The following is a 15714-nucleotide window of genomic DNA, read 5'->3' as shown; positions in this document are numbered from 1 at the left end:
TCACACACCGGCGAGGAAAAATACAGCACATCGGAACCGCCCACCCGCTCAGCGCCGTCTAAGGCAAGCATGACTGATTTTTGGACCACCAAGGATCTTCGCCGCGGCGGTCTTTCTCCGCGTGAGATAAGAAAACACATCGCGCAGGGCAGCCTAGAGCGATTGGCCCACGGCCTCTACGTCAGCCCCAAAGCGAATGATCTCACGCGCTTACGGGCGATTCGGCATCGCTGGCCCCACGTGGTTTTCTCCGGCCTCACGGCGGCTTATCTGTACGGGTGGGAGAAACTATCGTGGCCGATTTCTGGACTATTGCCCCGCCAGGGATCACCCATTGAGACGGACACGGTGAGGTTGAGCAGGGCGTCGATAAGCCGCACGCGCGTGCAGCAAGATCTGCGAGTGACCTCACCTGTGTTCACGGCGCAGGGGCTTATTCAGGCGTGGCCGCGCGCAAAAATCCTCAATTTTCTGGAGCGCTCCTACTCCGGTCTGACGGGATCCGAGCAGTATCATCGGGATTTCGCCGCGCTAAATCCTGCTGCGAAGAATGTCATGCGGAAGATAGCGGGTTCGGCCATCATTGGCGCGTCGAGTCAAACGGAGCGTCGGTTGGCTCACGCACTCGCCGAGGAAAACCTCTTTACCCAGTCCAATGTCCGGGTGGGGCCGTACGTGTTTGACCTCAAGGTGGTGGGACAACCAATTCTGGTGGAGGTGGACGGCCAGCAGTTTCACACCGCCACGGACGTCTTCGTCCGCGATAGATGGAAGTCCAACGCGGCACAGCGGGCGGGATACCTTGTGTTGAGGTACTCCGATACGTGTGTGGATTATGCGCTTGATGATGTGGTGGCGCAGATCCTTCACACGGCGCGGTCCCCGGGGATACAGCTGCACAGCGATGTCCAAGCGGTGCACAAATGGCACCGCGCCCTACACTCGTCTCCATGAGTTACAGCACCCAGCAGCCCTTTGACCCCGATCAGTGGCGCGCCGTGGAGGGCTTTGAGGACCTCACGGACATTACCTATCACCGCCACGTGGGCGAACACCGCCGCGATGGCATGGTGCGCATCGCCTTTGACCGCCCCGAGGTGCGCAACGCCTTCCGCCCGCACACCGTGGACGAGTTGTATCGTGCGCTCGACCACGCCCGCCGCACCCCGGACGTGGGCGTGGTACTGCTCACCGGAAATGGCCCCAGCACCAAGGACGGCGGCTGGGCCTTCTGCTCGGGGGGCGATCAGCGGATTAGGGGCCGTTCCGGGTATCAGTACGCGGAGGGGGAAACCGCTGAGACCGTGGATGAGCAGCGAGTGCAGGTGGAGGGTGGCCGCCTGCATATCTTGGAGGTGCAGCGCCTGATCCGCACCATGCCCAAGGTGGTGATCGCGGTGGTCAATGGCTGGGCCGCCGGTGGGGGCCACTCGCTGCACGTGGTGTGCGATCTCACCATCGCCTCTCGCCAAGAGGCCCGCTTCAAGCAAACGGACGCGGACGTGGGCTCCTTCGACGCCGGCTACGGCAGCGCCTACCTGGCCAAGCAGGTGGGGCAGAAGTTTGCCAGAGAAATCTTCTTCCTCGGGCGCGCCTACGATGCCGAGACCATGCAGCGCATGGGGGCGGTGAACATCGTGGCCGATCACGGGGAGTTAGAGGCGGAGGCAATCCAGGTGGCCCGGGAGATCAATGGGAAGTCCCCCACGGCGCAGCGCATGTTGAAGTTCGCCTTCAATCTCACCGATGACGGCCTGATGGGACAACAGGTTTTTGCCGGTGAGGCCACCCGCCTGGCGTACATGACGGACGAGGCCGTGGAGGGCAAGGAGGCGTTCCTGAACAAGCGCGAACCGGATTGGTCCGGCTTCCCCTTCTACTACTGACTTGCGCGGGGAGTCCCAGCCCCATAGAGTTTGTTGTCGTTTCAATAATTAAAGATTTTGGACTCCTCATCGCCCGCCTGCTCCTGGGCACCATCCTGATTGCCCACGGCTGGCAAAAGGTGAGCGACATCAGCTCCGTTCAGGGCATGTTCGAGGGCATGGGCGTACCACTTCCCCAGGTCAGCGCGCTCATCGCCGCTGCCATCGAGTTCGGCGGCGGCATCGCCCTGATCCTGGGCCTGCTTACCCCGGTCGTCGGCGTGCTGGCAGCCCTGAACATGCTGGGCGCCGCGCTCATCGCGCACATGGGTAACGGCGTGCTCGCCTCCGACGGCGGTTGGGAACTCCCCGGCGCAATCGGCGCCTGCGCGCTTGTCCTGGCCGTGGCCGGGCCGGGCCGCATCGCCGCGGACGCCTTCCTGTTCCGCTCCCGCTCCGCCACTGCCACCGCAGAGGCATAAACGCACTACCCTACGAGGAATGACCGAGCGCATTCTCGAACCCCTCGTCATTCCCAGCGCCGATCCCGCCGCGATCCTGCCCGATCTTCAAGAGGCCATCGCCGGGCAGCGCAGCCTCCTGCCCCTGCCGGATAACGATCCCGCCCGGGCGCAACTTCTGCGCACCACACAGCGCGCGGGGCAGGAGATCGACCCCGAGGTGGCCCTGGTGGTGGGTACCTCGGGGTCCACGGGTACGCCCAAGGGGGCGGAACTCACCGCGCTCAACCTCGTGAGCAGCGCGGACGCCACCCACCAGGCCCTCGGGGGTGAGGGCACCTGGCTGCTCGCCATGCCGGGGCACTACATCGCGGGGCTTCAGGTTCTGGTGCGCTCCCTCGTGGCGGGCACCGAACCGGTGTGCCTCGACCTGCGCTCCGGTTTTCACGTGCCCACCTTTGCCCGGGCGGTGCGTCGATTAGCGGGCGGGCGGGCCTACACCGCGCTCACCCCTGCGCAGTTACTCAAGGCCCTGGATTATCTGGAGGGGATCGAGGCGCTGCGTACCTTTAACGCCGTGCTCGTGGGCGGGGCTCCCCTGCGCGCCGCCGACGCCCGCGCGGCCGCCGGGCTGGGAATCCGCGTGGTGCGCACCTACGGGGCCTCCGAGACCTCCGGGGGCTGCGTGTACGACGGCCACCCGCTTCCCGGCGCGCACGTGCGCCTGGGCGAGGGCGATCGGATTCACCTGGGCGGGCCGATGATCGCGCGCGGATACCGCAACGCCCCCGGCCACGAGGCCTTTGCCGAGGAAGGCTGGTTTGCCACGAGCGACGCCGGGGCGCTTGACGACGCCGATATGCTCACCGTGCGCGGCAGGCTCGACGCGGTGATCGATTCCGGGGGGCTCAAACTCCACCCGGAGGTGCTCGAGCAGCACCTGCGCGAGGTACCCGGTGTGACGGAGGCCTGCGTGGTGGGGGTGCCCCACCCGCGCCTGGGCCAGGCCATCGCCGTGGCCTATACCGGCAGCGCGGAACCCGGCAATCTCATCGAGGCCCTGGACGATCTTCCGCGCTGGCAACTACCCAAGGAACTGCGGCGAGTGGCCTCCCTGCCGCGCACCGGCTCCGGAAAGATTCACCGCGCGGGTGTGACGGACCTCCTGACTAGGGGCTAATCCTCCTGCTCGCTGATTTCCACCAGACGGGCCACGTCCTGCGGGGTATAGGCCCTCTCGATTTGATCATCGTTTCCGCCACCCATGCCATTACTCACGATCAGGGCGCTTAATTGGGCGGAGGGAATGACGGCAAAGTTGCGCGGATTGGCAAAGACCTGGCGCACCGGGTGACCGGAACGCAACGCGCACACGTGCAGCCAAACGTCATCCGCACGCGGGGCCACCTCCCGGAACCTCATGCCCTGCGCCACCACGTATTCGATGAAGGCGGGTGGGTAGCACACACCCGAAACCCCGGTGGCAAAGTGCAGCAGGCTGGCCTCACTGGTATCGGCGGGGCTCCACTTCATGTACGGCAGCAAGCGCCCCTCGCGCAGTTCGATGCGGTGGGCCCGATACGCCACCACCGCGTCCAGGCGCAGATTTCCAATGGTGAGCAGGCGATCGACGAACCACTCGGGGTAGATCACGTCATCGTCAATGGTGATCACGCGGGTATCCGAGCCCGCCACCACGCGAAATTGATTCCAATACTTGGCGTGCGGGCCCAGCCCTCCATCACCTCGGCGCACGGTCAGGCCACGGCGTACCAGCCGCTTGAGGCTGAGCGGCCAGGCCTCCCGACGGTCATAATCCTCGGGATCGAGCCACAACACAATGGGCACCCGGTGCGAGCCACGCATGACCGATTCAATAGCCAAAAATACCGTGCGCAAACGGTGGCCGTGCGTGGTCAAGGAGATGAGCACCTCGCTGCGATCGTGCTCTTTCCACGCGGGAATGCGCGACCGAGAAAAGCGATTATTCCAGCGCAGCGGGATAAGACGGAAAAGCGTGAAAAAGAAACTGACCACCTGGCCGGTAACATACCTGATCCACATGGCGCCTCCGCTTATCCGAGCGCACCGCGCCCACCGTGTTCCCTCTGCACGTTCTCACTGACCGCAAGACCACCCCACCCTACACGGTTCCCCTCCCATAAAGTTTGCTTTAGCACACTTTTCTCCCCGTGTACCCCCATGCACTGCGGCGCTTTGCGGTAAGAGAGGGTCCCTCGGTACAGTATCGGCCCTTGGTGGAACTCGGCGGGACTCGCGTTCATAAACCTCGCGTTCCCGCCTTATAGTTTCCGCCCCCATGAAAAACCAGGGAGCCCCTGCGCCCCCATAATCAATGCCCCAAGGAGGGTATTTCCCCACATGCACACTATATTGACCAAAATCGCCGGATTAGAGCGCGTGGGAGCCACGCTCACCCGGCTCGGCTTGATCATCGTCACCGTATGGATCGGCGCCCTTAAAATCTTTGATTACGAGGCACAGGGCATTATCCCCTTTGTGGCCAATAGCCCCTTTATGTCCTGGCTCATGCGCGACCCGGAAAACTACGCCGCCAACAAAATCCCCGAGGGCGCAGCCGATGCCGCCGCCCACGCCTGGCACGAGGCCAACGGCACCTATACCATCGCCCTGCTCATCGGCGGCACCATCGTGACCATCGGCGTGCTCATCGCCCTGGGCTGGATCTGGCCCAAGGTGGGCGTGATCGGCTCCCTGCTCCTGGTGGGCATGAGCGTGGTCACCCTCTCCTTCCTGGTGACCACGCCGGAAGTATGGGTGTCCGACAAGGGCGGCGGAGAGGGCGGCTTCCCGCTTCTGGCCGCGCCCGGCAGGCTGGTGATTAAAGACGCCATCATGATCGGCGCCTCGCTGTGGAGCGCGGCGGACTTTGCGCGAATCGCGGTGCGCCGGAACCCGCAGGCGGGGGTGACGGAGGGGTAACCTTAATTTACGCAAAATCCCCAAAACCGCCGCCGGAGCAGCAACTCCATGCGACGGTTCATTAGGAAGGCTGAGTATCAACGTAATCGCACGAGTAATAGCAAACGCGATTATCGAGGCACTCAGCTAGTCTCACGAGGAGCCTCACTTGGTTTCACCGGCCGGGTGGGGCTCCTCGCCGTTCTTGTGACAATCAAGGTGGACTGTCACAAGCCAGCATAGGCTCCCCCTCACCGCCCTTCAGCCCCAGTCCGAGTGAGACAATAAGCCCCATGCCTTCCTCCCCGCAGCACCGCAGCGCCACCCCCGCCGATTGGTGGGCCGGCGCCCGCCCCCACACCTGGGCCAATGCCCTCGCCCCCGTCATCGCAGGCACCGGGGCCGCCGCGTTCCAGGGCGGCGCGAGTTGGTGGCGCGCCCTGCTCGCCCTCGCGGTGGCCTGGGCGCTGATCATCGGGGTGAACTACGCCAACGATTACTCCGACGGTATCCGCGGCACCGATGACGATCGCTCCGGCCCCCTGCGGCTCACCGGCTCCGGCCTGGCCACCCCGCAGGCGGTGAAGCGCGCGGCCTTCCTTTCCTTTGCCGTGGCCGGTGTGGCGGGCATCGCCCTGAGCCTGAGCAGCAGTTGGTGGCTGATCCTGGTGGGTGCGGGGTGCATTGCCGGTGCCTGGTTCTACACCGGCGGTTCCCGCCCCTATGGTTACCGGGGCCTGGGCGAGGTGGCGGTGTTCGTGTTCTTTGGCCTGGTGGCCGTGCTGGGCACGGAATACACTCAGGCCGGGGCGGCGTCCTGGGTGGGGCTGGCCTGCGCCGTGGGCGTGGGCTCCATCTCCGCCGCGGTAAACCTGGCTAATAACCTGCGCGATATTCCCTCCGATTCCGCCAGCGGCAAGATCACCCTCGCCGTCCGGCTTGGCGACGCCCCCACGCGCCGCCTCTTCTGCGCCCTCGTCGCCGTGCCCTTCGTGGTTTCCCTCGTCCTCGCGGTGAGCGCAACGTGGTGGGCGCTGTTGGGGCTGCTTGCGGTGCCGCTGGGGGTCGTCGGCACGCAGCCGGTGCGCCGTGGGGCGACGGGGGCCGCGCTCATTCCGGTGCTGGGGAGCACGGGGCGGGCTATGTTGGTGTGGTCGGTGGCGATGTTCGTGGGCTTCCTGCTCGCCTAGGAGAGGAGATCTCAGCAGCATGATCGGCGTGATCACCGGGTTTGCCATCATCATGGTGGTGATCGCCGTGGGCTACGTTCTGGGCCGGATCAAGATCATCCCGCCGGGCGAGGCCCGCCTCATGCTCAACCGCGTGGCGTTCTACGCGGCCACCCCGGCGCTGCTCTTCACGGTGGTCTCCACCTCCCCGCCGCAGGCCCTTTTCTCGCCCGTGATCGCGGTGAGCCTGCTGGCCACACTGCTCACCGGAGCGGTGTTTCTGGTCGTGGCGCGCGTGCTCCCGGGCCGCCAGCAGCACAGCGCTGCGGATACCGCGATGGGCGCGGCAGCGGCGTCGTACGTTAATTCCAATAACATCGGCCTGCCGGTGAGCATGTATGTGCTGGGCAGCGCGGCGTATATCCCGCCCATTCTGGTGATTCAGATGGCGCTGCTCACGCCGCTGCTGCTCTCCGTGTTGGGGGCCAGCGGGGCGGGCGGCGGGAGCCACGGGAGCACCACTCGCGCAGTGCTGGGCGCCATCCGCACCGCGCTGCTCAGCCCCATCGTGCTGGCCTCCGTGGCGGGCCTGGTGGTGTGCCTGACCTCGATCACCGTGCCCGAGCCGGTGATGGCTCCCCTGGAGATCCTGGGCGGGGCCTCGATCCCGATGATTCTGATGAGCTTTGGGGCCTCCCTGAACACCACCACGGTGCTTGATTCGCCCAAGGATCGCTCGCGGGTGCTCCTGGCCACGGGGTTGAAAACCCTGGTCATGCCGCTGCTGGCCTGGTTACTCACCCTGGGTCTGGGGCTGGAAGGCGAGGAACGCTACGCCGCGATCATTCTGGCGGCGCTGCCCACCGCGCAGAACGTGTATAACTACGCCGCCACGTTCCAGAAGGGCACCATCGTGGCGCGCGATACCGTGCTGCTCACCACCTTTACCTCCCTGCCGGTGATGCTGACCATCGCGGTGCTCAGCGGAAGGTAAGCGCGAGCGCTACAGGCGCTCAAAAACCAAGGTGGCCTGCACCCGGTCGCCCCCGCCCCATCCCTTGCTGCCGGAGGAGGAGGTGGTGATGGTGTGCAGCCGATACCCCTTGGCTGCCTGCTTATTCATCACCGACTCCAGCTCGGAGATATTCCCGGAGCCCGTGCCCAAAAGTTTCTCCTTGAGCACCACCTGCAACACCACGTACTGCTTATTGTTATCGCCCATTGCCTCATCGTAGCCTCATCGCCCCTTTTGCTACCGTGGCTGCGTGCCCGCCCCGCGCCCATCACACCGAATCCTGCCCCTCGCCGCCCTCCTGGTCATCGGCGTGCTGGTGCGCACCACGGTGGCGGCCCAGGGCTGGTTTTACTATGACGACCTCACGCTTTACGCCCAGGCCAGGGAGCACCGCCTCCCCGACCTCGCGCTGCTGCTGCGCCCGCATGACGGCCACCTCATGCCCGGTTCCTGGCTCATCGTCTGGATCTTGGCCCACGCCGCACCCCTGAACTGGCCGGTGTCCGTGCTCGCGCTGGCGCTGGGAGGCTTGGTTGCGGGGGCGTCGGTAGCCTGGGCGTATCGCCCGCTGAGCCGCAGCCTCATTCCCCTGGCCGCGTACCTCTTTACCCCCGTCACTCTGAGCACCTCCACGTGGCTCGCGGCGGCCATCAATACGCTCCCCCTGCACGCGGCGCTGGCGCTGTGCCTGGGGTCCGCGCTCCGCGCCGCGCGGGCTTCCTCCACCGGGCAAGCCACGCGCTGGGCGCTGCTCTCCGGAGCGGCGCTGCTGTGCGGGGCCCTTTTTAGCGAGCGCGCCCTCTTCTTCGCCCCCGTAGTGCTGCTCGTGCTGCTGTGTTGCGGCCACCTGCGCGACCTGCCCGCCGCCCGCAGCACCTTCCTTGCGCTTTGCCTGATCCTGCCCACCCTCCTGTGGGCCGGGATATACGCCCTGATCGTGGGCGATCCGCGCACCTCCCCGACAAACCCGCTGCCGTTTTTTACCCACGGCTACGGCCAGGGGCTGCTGCCCACGCTGGCGGGTGGCCCCTGGCACTGGGAGCGCTGGCACCCCGGCCCGCCGTGGGCCGCCCCGCACACCGGGGCGATTGTCCTGGGGGCCGCCGCCGGGTGCGCCCTACTTGCGCTCACTGTGCGCCGCGCGAGCGCCTGGGTTCCGGCGGTGCTCTATCCGCCGCTACCGTTTGTGGCGCTGGCGCTGGCCCGCTCGGGGCCGGATACCGCCTGGGAGATCACCCAAACGCTGCGCCACGTCAGCGAGGTGGCGGTGCTCGCAGCCGTGGCTCTCGCCCATAGCCTGCCCTCGCCGCTGCCCAGGGTGGGGCGGGTACTCGGCGCGGCGTGGCTGGTATCCAGCCTGGTGAGCACGGTGACCTTTGCCCAGTCCTGGGCGCAGCAACCCAGCCGCGATTTCTTCCACGGCCTGCGCGCCTCCCTAGAAAGGCACGAGGCCCCCCTGCTTGATCAGGATCTTCCGCTGGAGGTGCTGCTGCCCGTCACGCACCCCTACAATCGCCTTTCCCATTACAGCGACCGCGTGGCCAGCGCCACCCCCGAGCCCGTCATCATCGGCGCGGACGGCACCCTGCACCCCACGAACCTCCACGAAATGCGCGCCACCGCCTCCCCACAGCAGTGCGCCCCTGGTCCTGAACTACCCCTCGACGGCCCCCTCCTCGACCGCGAATGGGTGGTGCGCCTCAACTACTTCGCCCCGGAGCACACCACCGGCACGCTCGCTCTCGACGGCGCACCCGTCACCGTCTCCCTGGAACCCGGCCTGCACAGCACCTACGTGCAGGTGAGCGGGGGCGGCACCCACCTGCTTATCGACGCCCCCGGCGTGTGCTTTAGCCGCAGCTCCGTGGGGGTGTTGGGAGAGTAGGGAGGACTGTTCCCATCGCGGGGAGACCGTTTTAAGCTGAAAGGCGTCCTCCTCACTAGGAGTGAAAATAAGAGAATCCCCACCCGTCCCCTAAGCAAGTGAGGATTCTCGGTGAGGCTAGATAAGGTTGATAAGCCAGGTAACGCCGTCACGGATATACCCCGCGAGGACGTTGGCTACAACCCGATCCAGGAACCATCACACAGGACTGCCATCCTCGCGGTGGTTCCGCTTCTTTGACAGGGCCATCTTCCCCCACCCGTGGTGGAGACTGGCACCACCGAAGGGTTTGCACTGGCATCAGCGTGCTGATCCAGCACACATAATTTTAGATCGAAAAGAAAGCCAACGTAACCACCTCACCCCAAAAAGGAGCTTCAAAGGCTCCCCTTTCATCACGCTTCTACGATGAGCCGATCATTCCTCTCCCGACCCCCGCGTGGCGGCGCGCACCGTCCCCTCGCGCAGGGCCGCCTCATACCCACCCGGCTGGTACAACGGGAGTTCACCGGCCCGATCCGTGGCAGCCATGTAATCAAGCATTCCCGCCTGACCCTCCTTGGACAGGGCGGTGGCCAGGAACTCCGCCCGCTCCACATGCAGGCCGGATTCTAGATCATCGGAACCACCAAAGTAAATGGAACGCTTGATCGCGGCCAGCGAGGTCTTGGCCCGGCTGCCCAGGCGCTCGCCATAGGCGATGGCCGTGTCGATGAGTTCCTCCGGCAAGACCACCGCGTCCACCGCGCCGATCTCCAGGGCCTCCGCCGGGGAGAAGGGCTTGCCCTCCAGAACGGCCATGAGGGAGCGGTGGGTACCAATGAGCCGGGTGAGGCGCTGGGTGCCGCCACCACCGGGCATGATCCCAAAGAGCACCTCGGGCTGGCCGAGCATGTGGTCACCATCGGCGAAAATGCGGACGTCGTTAGCCCAGGCAAACTCCGCACCCAGGCCGAGCGCCGAGCCATTGAGCGCGGCTATGAAGATCACGCCGCTGCGGTTCATCTTCAGGAAGGTCTCGTGCGTGCGCTCCAGCTCGATGGCGGGCCACAGCGGGGTCTTGCCCACCACGGATTCCATGCCGCCCAGGTTGTTTACCCCGCGGGCCACGCTTGAGAGCGCCGAGGCCCCCTTAACCCCTACCGAGGGGACCGTCGCGCCGCCCTCCTGCAACCAACGCACCTCGGCGTGCCCCATGAAGCGATCCGGGTGAGTGCCGGTGAACACCACGGCGTGGATATTGGGGTCCGCATCAGCGCGATCCACGACCTTTTCCAGTTCCTGGGCCAGGATCGGGCCAAACTCTTGCAATTCACCCCCGTCCATGTGGGCGAGGAGGACGGGTCCGCGTTCCTCCACGGTGATCTTGCCGGTTGCCTTGCGTGCCATGCTTGCGCCTTTCGGTGGGTGTCTCGGCGGGAAAATCTCCAACCACATCTGAGTATATATTATAAACTCAGCAGCGCCCAGTATCCCCAGCCCGCTGATGAATATCCTCCTCTAGCGCTCGGACAACTCCTGAGCGATCCATTCCTTGCGCTCGCGGCGTCGTTGCGCCCAGGCCGCCACCGCCTCGTTGGCCTCCACCCTCATCCTGGGGAAGATGAGCATGGAGAGCGGAAACGCGATCAAGAGCGCACCCGTGGCCGAGGCCAACAGCGGAAACGGGCTTCCCACCAGCCACGCCACCGTCTGAATCACCGCAGTAAGAGCCATAAAAAGCCCCAACCGTGCCAATCCGTATTTGAGCAGGGCACGGTTGGCATTCTTGCGCAGCAGTTGATCGTCTTTCACCCACCCCACGCTACTATGGTGGCAACGTCAAGGAGGAATGAATACGTGGGCCGTCTTATACTCATCGCCCTGATCGTGGTCGCCGTGGTGCTGCTGTGGAAGGCCTTTGGCCCCGGCACCTGGAACCGCCCCAACCCGCTCAAGAGGTCGCCACAACCGCCCGCGATCAAAGGGCCGGATGACGATCCCGATTTCCTGTGGAACATTGATAAGCAACGCTTTAAGGAGCGCCGCGCCCGCGAGCAGGCCGAGGAGGCCAAGCGCAAGGAGGAACGCCGGAATAACCGGCAGGATCGGGACAAGAAGCCCGAGGACCCCACGGACGGCACCGACGAAACCGGAGGGGAAGCCTAACTCCGCTCAGCGCCCCACTGGGCCGTCCCGAAGCAGAATCTCCATCAGATATTCCCCGTACCCGGAGGCGCGCAATTCCTCGGCACGCTCCCGCAGTTCCGCCCCGCTGATATACCCCATGCGCCAGGCCACCTCCTCCGGCGCGCCGATCTTGAGCCCCTGGCGCTGCTCGATGGTGCGCACAAAGTCCCCGGCGGCCATGAGCATGTCCACCGTGCCGGTGTCCAACCAGGCGGTGCCGCGCGGCAGCACCTCCACCTGTAATTCGCCTCGGCGCAGGTATTCATTATTAATGTCCGTGATCTCCAGTTCCCCCCGGGCACTGGGGCTTAGCCCCCGCGCGATCTCCACCACGGAGTTGTCATAGAAGTACAGCCCCGGCACGGCAAAGTGAGAGCGGGGGTGACGCGGTTTTTCCTCCAGGGAGGTAGCCCGGCCCTGCTCGTCAAAGGAGACCACCCCATAGGCCTGGGGATTGGCCACCCAGTAGGCAAAGATCGCCCCGCCGCGCACGTCCGCGTAGCGGCGCAGTTGGGTGCCCAGGCCCGCGCCGTAGAAAATGTTATCCCCCAGCACCAGGGCCACGGAGTCGGTGCCGATGTGCTCTGCGCCGAGGCGGAAGGCGTCGGCAAGCCCCCGGGGGGCATCCTGGGTGGCAAAGGTGAGCCGGATACCAAACTGGGAGCCATCGCCCAGCAGCCGCTCGAACTGCGGGCGGTCCTGCGGGGTGCTAATCACCAGGATCTCCGTAATCCCCGCGAGCATGAGCGTGCTCAGCGGGTAATAGATCATGGGCTTGTCATACACCGGCACGAGCTGTTTGGACACGCCAAAGGTAATGGGGCGCAGCCGCGAGCCCGTGCCGCCGGCCAGGATGATCCCCTTCACAGCCCGGCCTCCTCATTGGCCACGGCCCAGGCGTTGCGCAACTCCGTGTGATAAGCGCGGCACTCCTCCGCGCTGGGCAGAATCCCCTGTTCGCGCGCCTCCGCAAGACCGGGGGCCTGGCGATCCTTGGCGGAAAGCAGCACCGACGCGGAAACCTCGGGCCAGGCGATGCCCACCTGAGAATCATAAGGATCAATGCCGTGTTCCACCTCCGGCTGATACTCCGAGGTGGTGAGGTACGCCACCGTGGAATCGCGCAGGGCCAGGAAGCCGTGGGCAAACCCCGCGGGAATGTAGAGGCCCTGACGGTTTTCCTCGTTGAGCTCAAAGCCCGCCCAGCGGCCAAAGCTCTCCGAACCCACGCGCACATCCAACAGCACGTCAAAAATCGCCCCCGCCGGGCACATCACCAATTTCCCCTGCCCCGGCGGCACCTCCGCGTAATGCAGTCCGCGCAGCACACCGGCCTTGGAGGTGGACATATTGGCCTGCTGCACATCCAGCGGATAGCCCGTGGCCTGCTCGAACTCGCTGGCCTTGAACCATTCGTGGAAGGTTCCCCGCTCATCGGGATACACGGTGGGCACCAGGCGCAGAGCGCCCTCACATCCTGCTACGGGTTCAAACATGCCCGCCATTCTAGTGCGGGAACTGCCGCTCGCCGCGCCGATAATTGCTTTCCGACGCCGCGAAGGCCTCCCCCCACCACCGCGGGTTCTCCCGGTACCACTCCACCGTCTCCCGCAGGCCCCGGGCAAAGTCCGCGTGCGCGGGCGCCCAGCCGAGCGCGCGGGTGGAGGAGGGATCGATTGCGTACCGACGATCGTGGCCAGGGCGGTCGGTGACGTGCAGGAAATCATCGGGATCGCGGTCAAAGATCCTATTGAGTTCGCGTACCACCTCCATATTGCTGCGCTCGCCGTCCGCGCCGATGAGGTACGTCTCACCGGGAGTACCGCGCTCGATGATCGCCCACACGGCATCATTGTGATCGTCCACGTGAATCCAATCGCGCACGTTGCGTCCGGTGCCGTACACGCGCGGCGGCTCCCCGCCGAGGAGATTCAGGATCTGCCGGGGAATGAACTTCTCCGGGTGCTGGCGCGGCCCATAGTTATTGGAACAGTTGGAGATGGTGGCCTCCAGGCCAAAACTGCGAACCCACGCTCGTACCAGGTGATCGCTGGCGGCCTTGGAGGCCGAATACGGGCTGGAGGGGCGATACGGGGTATCCGGGCGGAAACGCTCGGGGTCCTCCAGGGCGAGGTCACCAAAGACCTCATCGGTGGAGATGTGATGAAAACGCACCTTGTGCCGCACCGCGGCGGCCAGCAGCACCGCCGTGCCCTCCACGTTGGTGCGCACAAAATCCAGCGGGGAACGCAAGGAACGATCATTATGGGATTCGGCGGCAAAGTGCACCACCAGATCGGCCTGCGCCACGAGGTCATTCACGGTGTCCTCGTCCGTGACGGAGGCCTTGACCAGGCGCAGGCGCTCCTCCGGGAACCCCACCAGGCTGGTGGGGTTGGCGGCGTAAGTCATCGCGTCCAGAACGGTGAGGGTGTGATCCGTGCGCTCCAAGGTGCGCAACACAAAGTTGGATCCGATGAAACCGGCCCCGCCGGTAACCAGAATGTGCATGGAACCAGGCTAACGCGACGCCGCCCCGGAACGCAGGATCGCCGTGGGGTGGCCTCCGGGCTGCGGCAAAGGCTTAAGCACCCTCGGAGTTAAGCATTCTCGACGAACTTCATGGCCAGCTTCAACTCCCGCGCCACGGCTACGACCTTCTCCCACCGGACGCCCGAGGCCCCGTGCTCGATGGCGTGCAGGGTGGAACGGGAGACCCCGGCCCCATCGGCCACCTCCTGCTGAAGGCGGCCAAGCTGACGCCGCCGCTCGGCCAACTGCGTGCCCAGCTCCAGTAGCTCCGGCACATCCCCTGCCGGCTTGCCGGTTTTCCGCCGAGGTAACGCCATAGCCTTCACCCACCTCTTCCATGCCCTAAGCATTTTTCATTTACAGCGAGACATTACACCGATAAGCGCGCTTTGCGCCAACTTCTCCCACCCCCACCCCCATCTATACCAAAAGGAGGGCGGGGCAACGCCTCTCCACGGCGCACCCCACCCTCCCAGGCGAAATGTATGAAATTATGGCCCTAACCTGACGTCTGACCATGCTTTCAGACATAGACCAGAGAGTTCCCGAGCGATGGACAAAACGGTATACTTCATCATAAAAACCACAAACCCGCCCGCCTTAAACTCCCTGCAATAACCGCCATATTTCGAATCCTAATAGGCGGAACTTTTAATTCAAACCTGCATAAGAGTGCAAACCCGAGACCACCAGGTTAATGAAAAAGAGATTGAATACCATCGTCCCCATCGCCAAGATATTCACCCAGGCTGCCCCGACCTTCCAGCCCGCCGTGGCCCGTGCGTGCAGGTAAGCGGCGTAGAGAATCCAGGAGATAAAGGAGAACGTCTCCTTGGGGTCCCAACCCCAAAATCGCGTCCAGGCGTCCTCCGCCCAAATCGCGCCGAAAATAATACCCATGCCCAGAATTGGCAGGGTAAACACAGCTAACTTATAGGCGATAGAATCCAGTTTTTCCGCAGAGGGCAGCGGCGCGGCCATCGAGCCGAAGAACCCGGCCACGCCCCCCTGGGCCTCCTTGCCCGGGGCCTGCCACACCCGAAGCAGATACAGCAGGGAAAACACGCCGGAGACGATGCCGATGGAGGCACCCGTGGACACCGTGGTCACGTGCACCGGCAGCCAATAGGATTGCAGGGCCGGCACCACCGGGGCGGAATCGGCATAGAGTTTGGTGGCACCGATAAACATCAGCACCAGCAGCGGCGTGAGAATCCACGGCCACACCACCTGCTGCCCACGGCGCTGCACCACCACGGCCGCCACCGCGAGGGTGATGCAGGAAACCACCAGCACGTACTCGTAGAGATTACCCAGGGGGAAGCGCCCGGCGGAAAGGCCGCGCGTGACGGCGGAAATCACATGAAGGATAATGCCCGTCCACACCAGGGCCTGGGTGGCCCCGGCCCATTTTGCGGCGCTGGCCTCGCGCTCCTCCAGGGTTGGGCCGCCTTCCTGCGGCGGGGCATCGGTCTTGGAGTCCGATACCGCCGGTGCCCCCGCCATCACCGGAACGGCCTTTTCCGCCCTGCGCAGGCGAATGATTCCCTGCATCTTCACGTAATAAAACAAGGAGGCCACCAGGGCCACCGAGTACACCAGAAACGCGGCCTGGAACGTATTATCAGACAGGCCCGCCAGGCTGGTATTCACAGACATTTTTGGCTTCTTCCTC

General features: G+C 64.8%; 18 protein-coding genes. 9 read left to right on the top strand and 9 right to left on the bottom strand.

Features of this window, described 5'->3' with window-relative positions; all coding sequences use genetic code 11:
• Window positions 1-69: 69 nt before the first annotated feature.
• Genes OLW90_RS01520 through menE form a run of 4 tightly spaced genes read left to right on the top strand, consistent with a single transcriptional unit; the run spans window position 70 to window position 3506 of the window.
• Window positions 70-954 carry a DUF559 domain-containing protein gene (locus tag OLW90_RS01520; protein WP_319650620.1) on the top strand — a complete coding sequence of 295 codons (885 nt, stop codon included), beginning with the start codon at window positions 70-72 and terminating at the stop codon, window positions 952-954.
• Window positions 951-1886, top strand: coding sequence for a 1,4-dihydroxy-2-naphthoyl-CoA synthase (locus tag OLW90_RS01515; protein WP_319650618.1), 936 nt, complete (start codon window positions 951-953; stop codon window positions 1884-1886). Before OLW90_RS01520 ends, OLW90_RS01515 begins: the two co-directional genes overlap by 4 nt.
• Window positions 1883-2347 carry a DoxX family protein gene (locus OLW90_RS01510; protein WP_413464495.1) on the top strand — a complete coding sequence of 155 codons (465 nt, stop codon included), beginning with the start codon at window positions 1883-1885 and terminating at the stop codon, window positions 2345-2347. Before OLW90_RS01515 ends, OLW90_RS01510 begins: the two co-directional genes overlap by 4 nt.
• 19 nt (window positions 2348-2366) lie before the next feature.
• Window positions 2367-3506, top strand: coding sequence for an o-succinylbenzoate--CoA ligase (gene menE, locus OLW90_RS01505; protein ID WP_319650612.1), 1140 nt, complete (start codon window positions 2367-2369; stop codon window positions 3504-3506).
• Here menE and OLW90_RS01500 read toward each other — a convergent pair.
• The gene (locus OLW90_RS01500; protein WP_319650609.1) at window positions 3503-4390 is read right to left on the bottom strand and encodes a glycosyltransferase; all 888 of its coding nucleotides are present in this window, start codon (window positions 4388-4390) and stop codon (window positions 3503-3505) included. The two genes, menE and OLW90_RS01500, sit on opposite strands and share 4 nt — an antisense overlap.
• 318 nt (window positions 4391-4708) lie before the next feature.
• On the opposite strand from OLW90_RS01500, the gene OLW90_RS01495 reads away from it, so the two are divergent.
• The 3 genes from OLW90_RS01495 (at window position 4709) to OLW90_RS01485 (ending at window position 7432) form a co-directional block, all read left to right on the top strand.
• Complete coding sequence (locus OLW90_RS01495) at window positions 4709-5290, top strand: DUF417 family protein (RefSeq protein WP_319650608.1); 582 nt, start codon at window positions 4709-4711, stop codon at window positions 5288-5290.
• A gap of 272 nt (window positions 5291-5562) precedes the next feature.
• Window positions 5563-6459: a 1,4-dihydroxy-2-naphthoate polyprenyltransferase gene (locus OLW90_RS01490; RefSeq protein WP_319650607.1), complete on the top strand. Its 897-nt coding sequence runs from the start codon at window positions 5563-5565 to the stop codon at window positions 6457-6459.
• A gap of 19 nt (window positions 6460-6478) precedes the next feature.
• Complete coding sequence (locus OLW90_RS01485; protein WP_319650603.1) at window positions 6479-7432, top strand: AEC family transporter; 954 nt, start codon at window positions 6479-6481, stop codon at window positions 7430-7432.
• A gap of 9 nt (window positions 7433-7441) precedes the next feature.
• Here OLW90_RS01485 and OLW90_RS01480 read toward each other — a convergent pair whose 3' ends face one another.
• A complete protein-coding gene (locus tag OLW90_RS01480; RefSeq protein WP_319650601.1) occupies window positions 7442-7660 on the bottom strand; it encodes a DUF4177 domain-containing protein in 219 nt (72 codons plus the stop codon).
• 43 nt (window positions 7661-7703) lie between these two features.
• Between OLW90_RS01480 and OLW90_RS01475 the strand changes: the two genes are divergently transcribed.
• The gene (locus tag OLW90_RS01475) at window positions 7704-9338 is read left to right on the top strand and encodes a hypothetical protein (protein ID WP_319650598.1); all 1635 of its coding nucleotides are present in this window, start codon (window positions 7704-7706) and stop codon (window positions 9336-9338) included.
• Window positions 9339-9755: 417 nt separating this feature from the next.
• On the opposite strand, the gene OLW90_RS01470 is transcribed toward OLW90_RS01475, so the two are convergent.
• Window positions 9756-10727 carry an enoyl-CoA hydratase/isomerase family protein gene (locus tag OLW90_RS01470; RefSeq protein ID WP_319650595.1) on the bottom strand — a complete coding sequence of 324 codons (972 nt, stop codon included), beginning with the start codon at window positions 10725-10727 and terminating at the stop codon, window positions 9756-9758.
• 111 nt (window positions 10728-10838) lie between these two features.
• Window positions 10839-11141, bottom strand: coding sequence for a DUF4229 domain-containing protein (locus OLW90_RS01465; protein WP_319650593.1), 303 nt, complete (start codon window positions 11139-11141; stop codon window positions 10839-10841).
• A 36-nt stretch (window positions 11142-11177) separates the two neighbouring features.
• On the opposite strand from OLW90_RS01465, the gene OLW90_RS01460 reads away from it, so the two are divergent.
• Window positions 11178-11486, top strand: coding sequence for a hypothetical protein (locus tag OLW90_RS01460; protein ID WP_319650589.1), 309 nt, complete (start codon window positions 11178-11180; stop codon window positions 11484-11486).
• A gap of 6 nt (window positions 11487-11492) precedes the next feature.
• On the opposite strand, the gene rfbA is transcribed toward OLW90_RS01460, so the two are convergent.
• The 5 genes from rfbA to ccsB form a co-directional block, all read right to left on the bottom strand.
• Window positions 11493-12374 (bottom strand): glucose-1-phosphate thymidylyltransferase RfbA, encoded by an 882-nt coding sequence (rfbA, locus tag OLW90_RS01455; protein WP_319650587.1) that lies wholly within the window; start codon window positions 12372-12374, stop codon window positions 11493-11495.
• The gene (rfbC, locus tag OLW90_RS01450) at window positions 12371-13003 is read right to left on the bottom strand and encodes a dTDP-4-dehydrorhamnose 3,5-epimerase (protein WP_319650584.1); all 633 of its coding nucleotides are present in this window, start codon (window positions 13001-13003) and stop codon (window positions 12371-12373) included. The genes rfbA and rfbC overlap by 4 nt, the downstream gene beginning before the upstream one ends.
• A 10-nt stretch (window positions 13004-13013) precedes the next feature.
• Window positions 13014-14018: a dTDP-glucose 4,6-dehydratase gene (gene rfbB / locus OLW90_RS01445; RefSeq protein WP_319650582.1), complete on the bottom strand. Its 1005-nt coding sequence runs from the start codon at window positions 14016-14018 to the stop codon at window positions 13014-13016.
• An 89-nt stretch (window positions 14019-14107) separates the two neighbouring features.
• Window positions 14108-14356: a helix-turn-helix transcriptional regulator gene (locus tag OLW90_RS01440; protein WP_319650581.1), complete on the bottom strand. Its 249-nt coding sequence runs from the start codon at window positions 14354-14356 to the stop codon at window positions 14108-14110.
• 334 nt (window positions 14357-14690) lie between these two features.
• The gene (gene ccsB / locus OLW90_RS01435) at window positions 14691-15698 is read right to left on the bottom strand and encodes a c-type cytochrome biogenesis protein CcsB (RefSeq protein ID WP_319650579.1); all 1008 of its coding nucleotides are present in this window, start codon (window positions 15696-15698) and stop codon (window positions 14691-14693) included.
• Window positions 15699-15714 lie beyond the last annotated feature (16 nt).

Origin of the sequence: Corynebacterium sp. 21KM1197, assembly GCF_033783015.1 — a bacterium.
Lineage (GTDB): Bacteria > Actinomycetota > Actinomycetes > Mycobacteriales > Mycobacteriaceae > Corynebacterium.
Note: the sequence above shows the minus strand (reverse complement) of the source record. Positions and strands in the feature narration are given on the sequence as shown.

Coding starts and splice junctions, on each gene's coding strand:
- OLW90_RS01520 (WP_319650620.1), top strand. CDS start 70: ATGACTGATTTTTGGACCACCAAGGATCTTCGCCGCGGCGGTCTTTCT.
- OLW90_RS01515 (WP_319650618.1), top strand. CDS start 951: ATGAGTTACAGCACCCAGCAGCCCTTTGACCCCGATCAGTGGCGCGCC.
- menE (WP_319650612.1), top strand. CDS start 2,367: ATGACCGAGCGCATTCTCGAACCCCTCGTCATTCCCAGCGCCGATCCC.
- OLW90_RS01500 (WP_319650609.1), bottom strand. CDS start 4,390: ATGTGGATCAGGTATGTTACCGGCCAGGTGGTCAGTTTCTTTTTCACG.
- OLW90_RS01495 (WP_319650608.1), top strand. CDS start 4,709: ATGCACACTATATTGACCAAAATCGCCGGATTAGAGCGCGTGGGAGCC.
- OLW90_RS01490 (WP_319650607.1), top strand. CDS start 5,563: ATGCCTTCCTCCCCGCAGCACCGCAGCGCCACCCCCGCCGATTGGTGG.
- OLW90_RS01485 (WP_319650603.1), top strand. CDS start 6,479: ATGATCGGCGTGATCACCGGGTTTGCCATCATCATGGTGGTGATCGCC.
- OLW90_RS01480 (WP_319650601.1), bottom strand. CDS start 7,660: ATGGGCGATAACAATAAGCAGTACGTGGTGTTGCAGGTGGTGCTCAAG.
- OLW90_RS01470 (WP_319650595.1), bottom strand. CDS start 10,727: ATGGCACGCAAGGCAACCGGCAAGATCACCGTGGAGGAACGCGGACCC.
- rfbC (WP_319650584.1), bottom strand. CDS start 13,003: ATGTTTGAACCCGTAGCAGGATGTGAGGGCGCTCTGCGCCTGGTGCCC.
- rfbB (WP_319650582.1), bottom strand. CDS start 14,018: ATGCACATTCTGGTTACCGGCGGGGCCGGTTTCATCGGATCCAACTTT.
- OLW90_RS01440 (WP_319650581.1), bottom strand. CDS start 14,356: ATGGCGTTACCTCGGCGGAAAACCGGCAAGCCGGCAGGGGATGTGCCG.
- ccsB (WP_319650579.1), bottom strand. CDS start 15,698: ATGTCTGTGAATACCAGCCTGGCGGGCCTGTCTGATAATACGTTCCAG.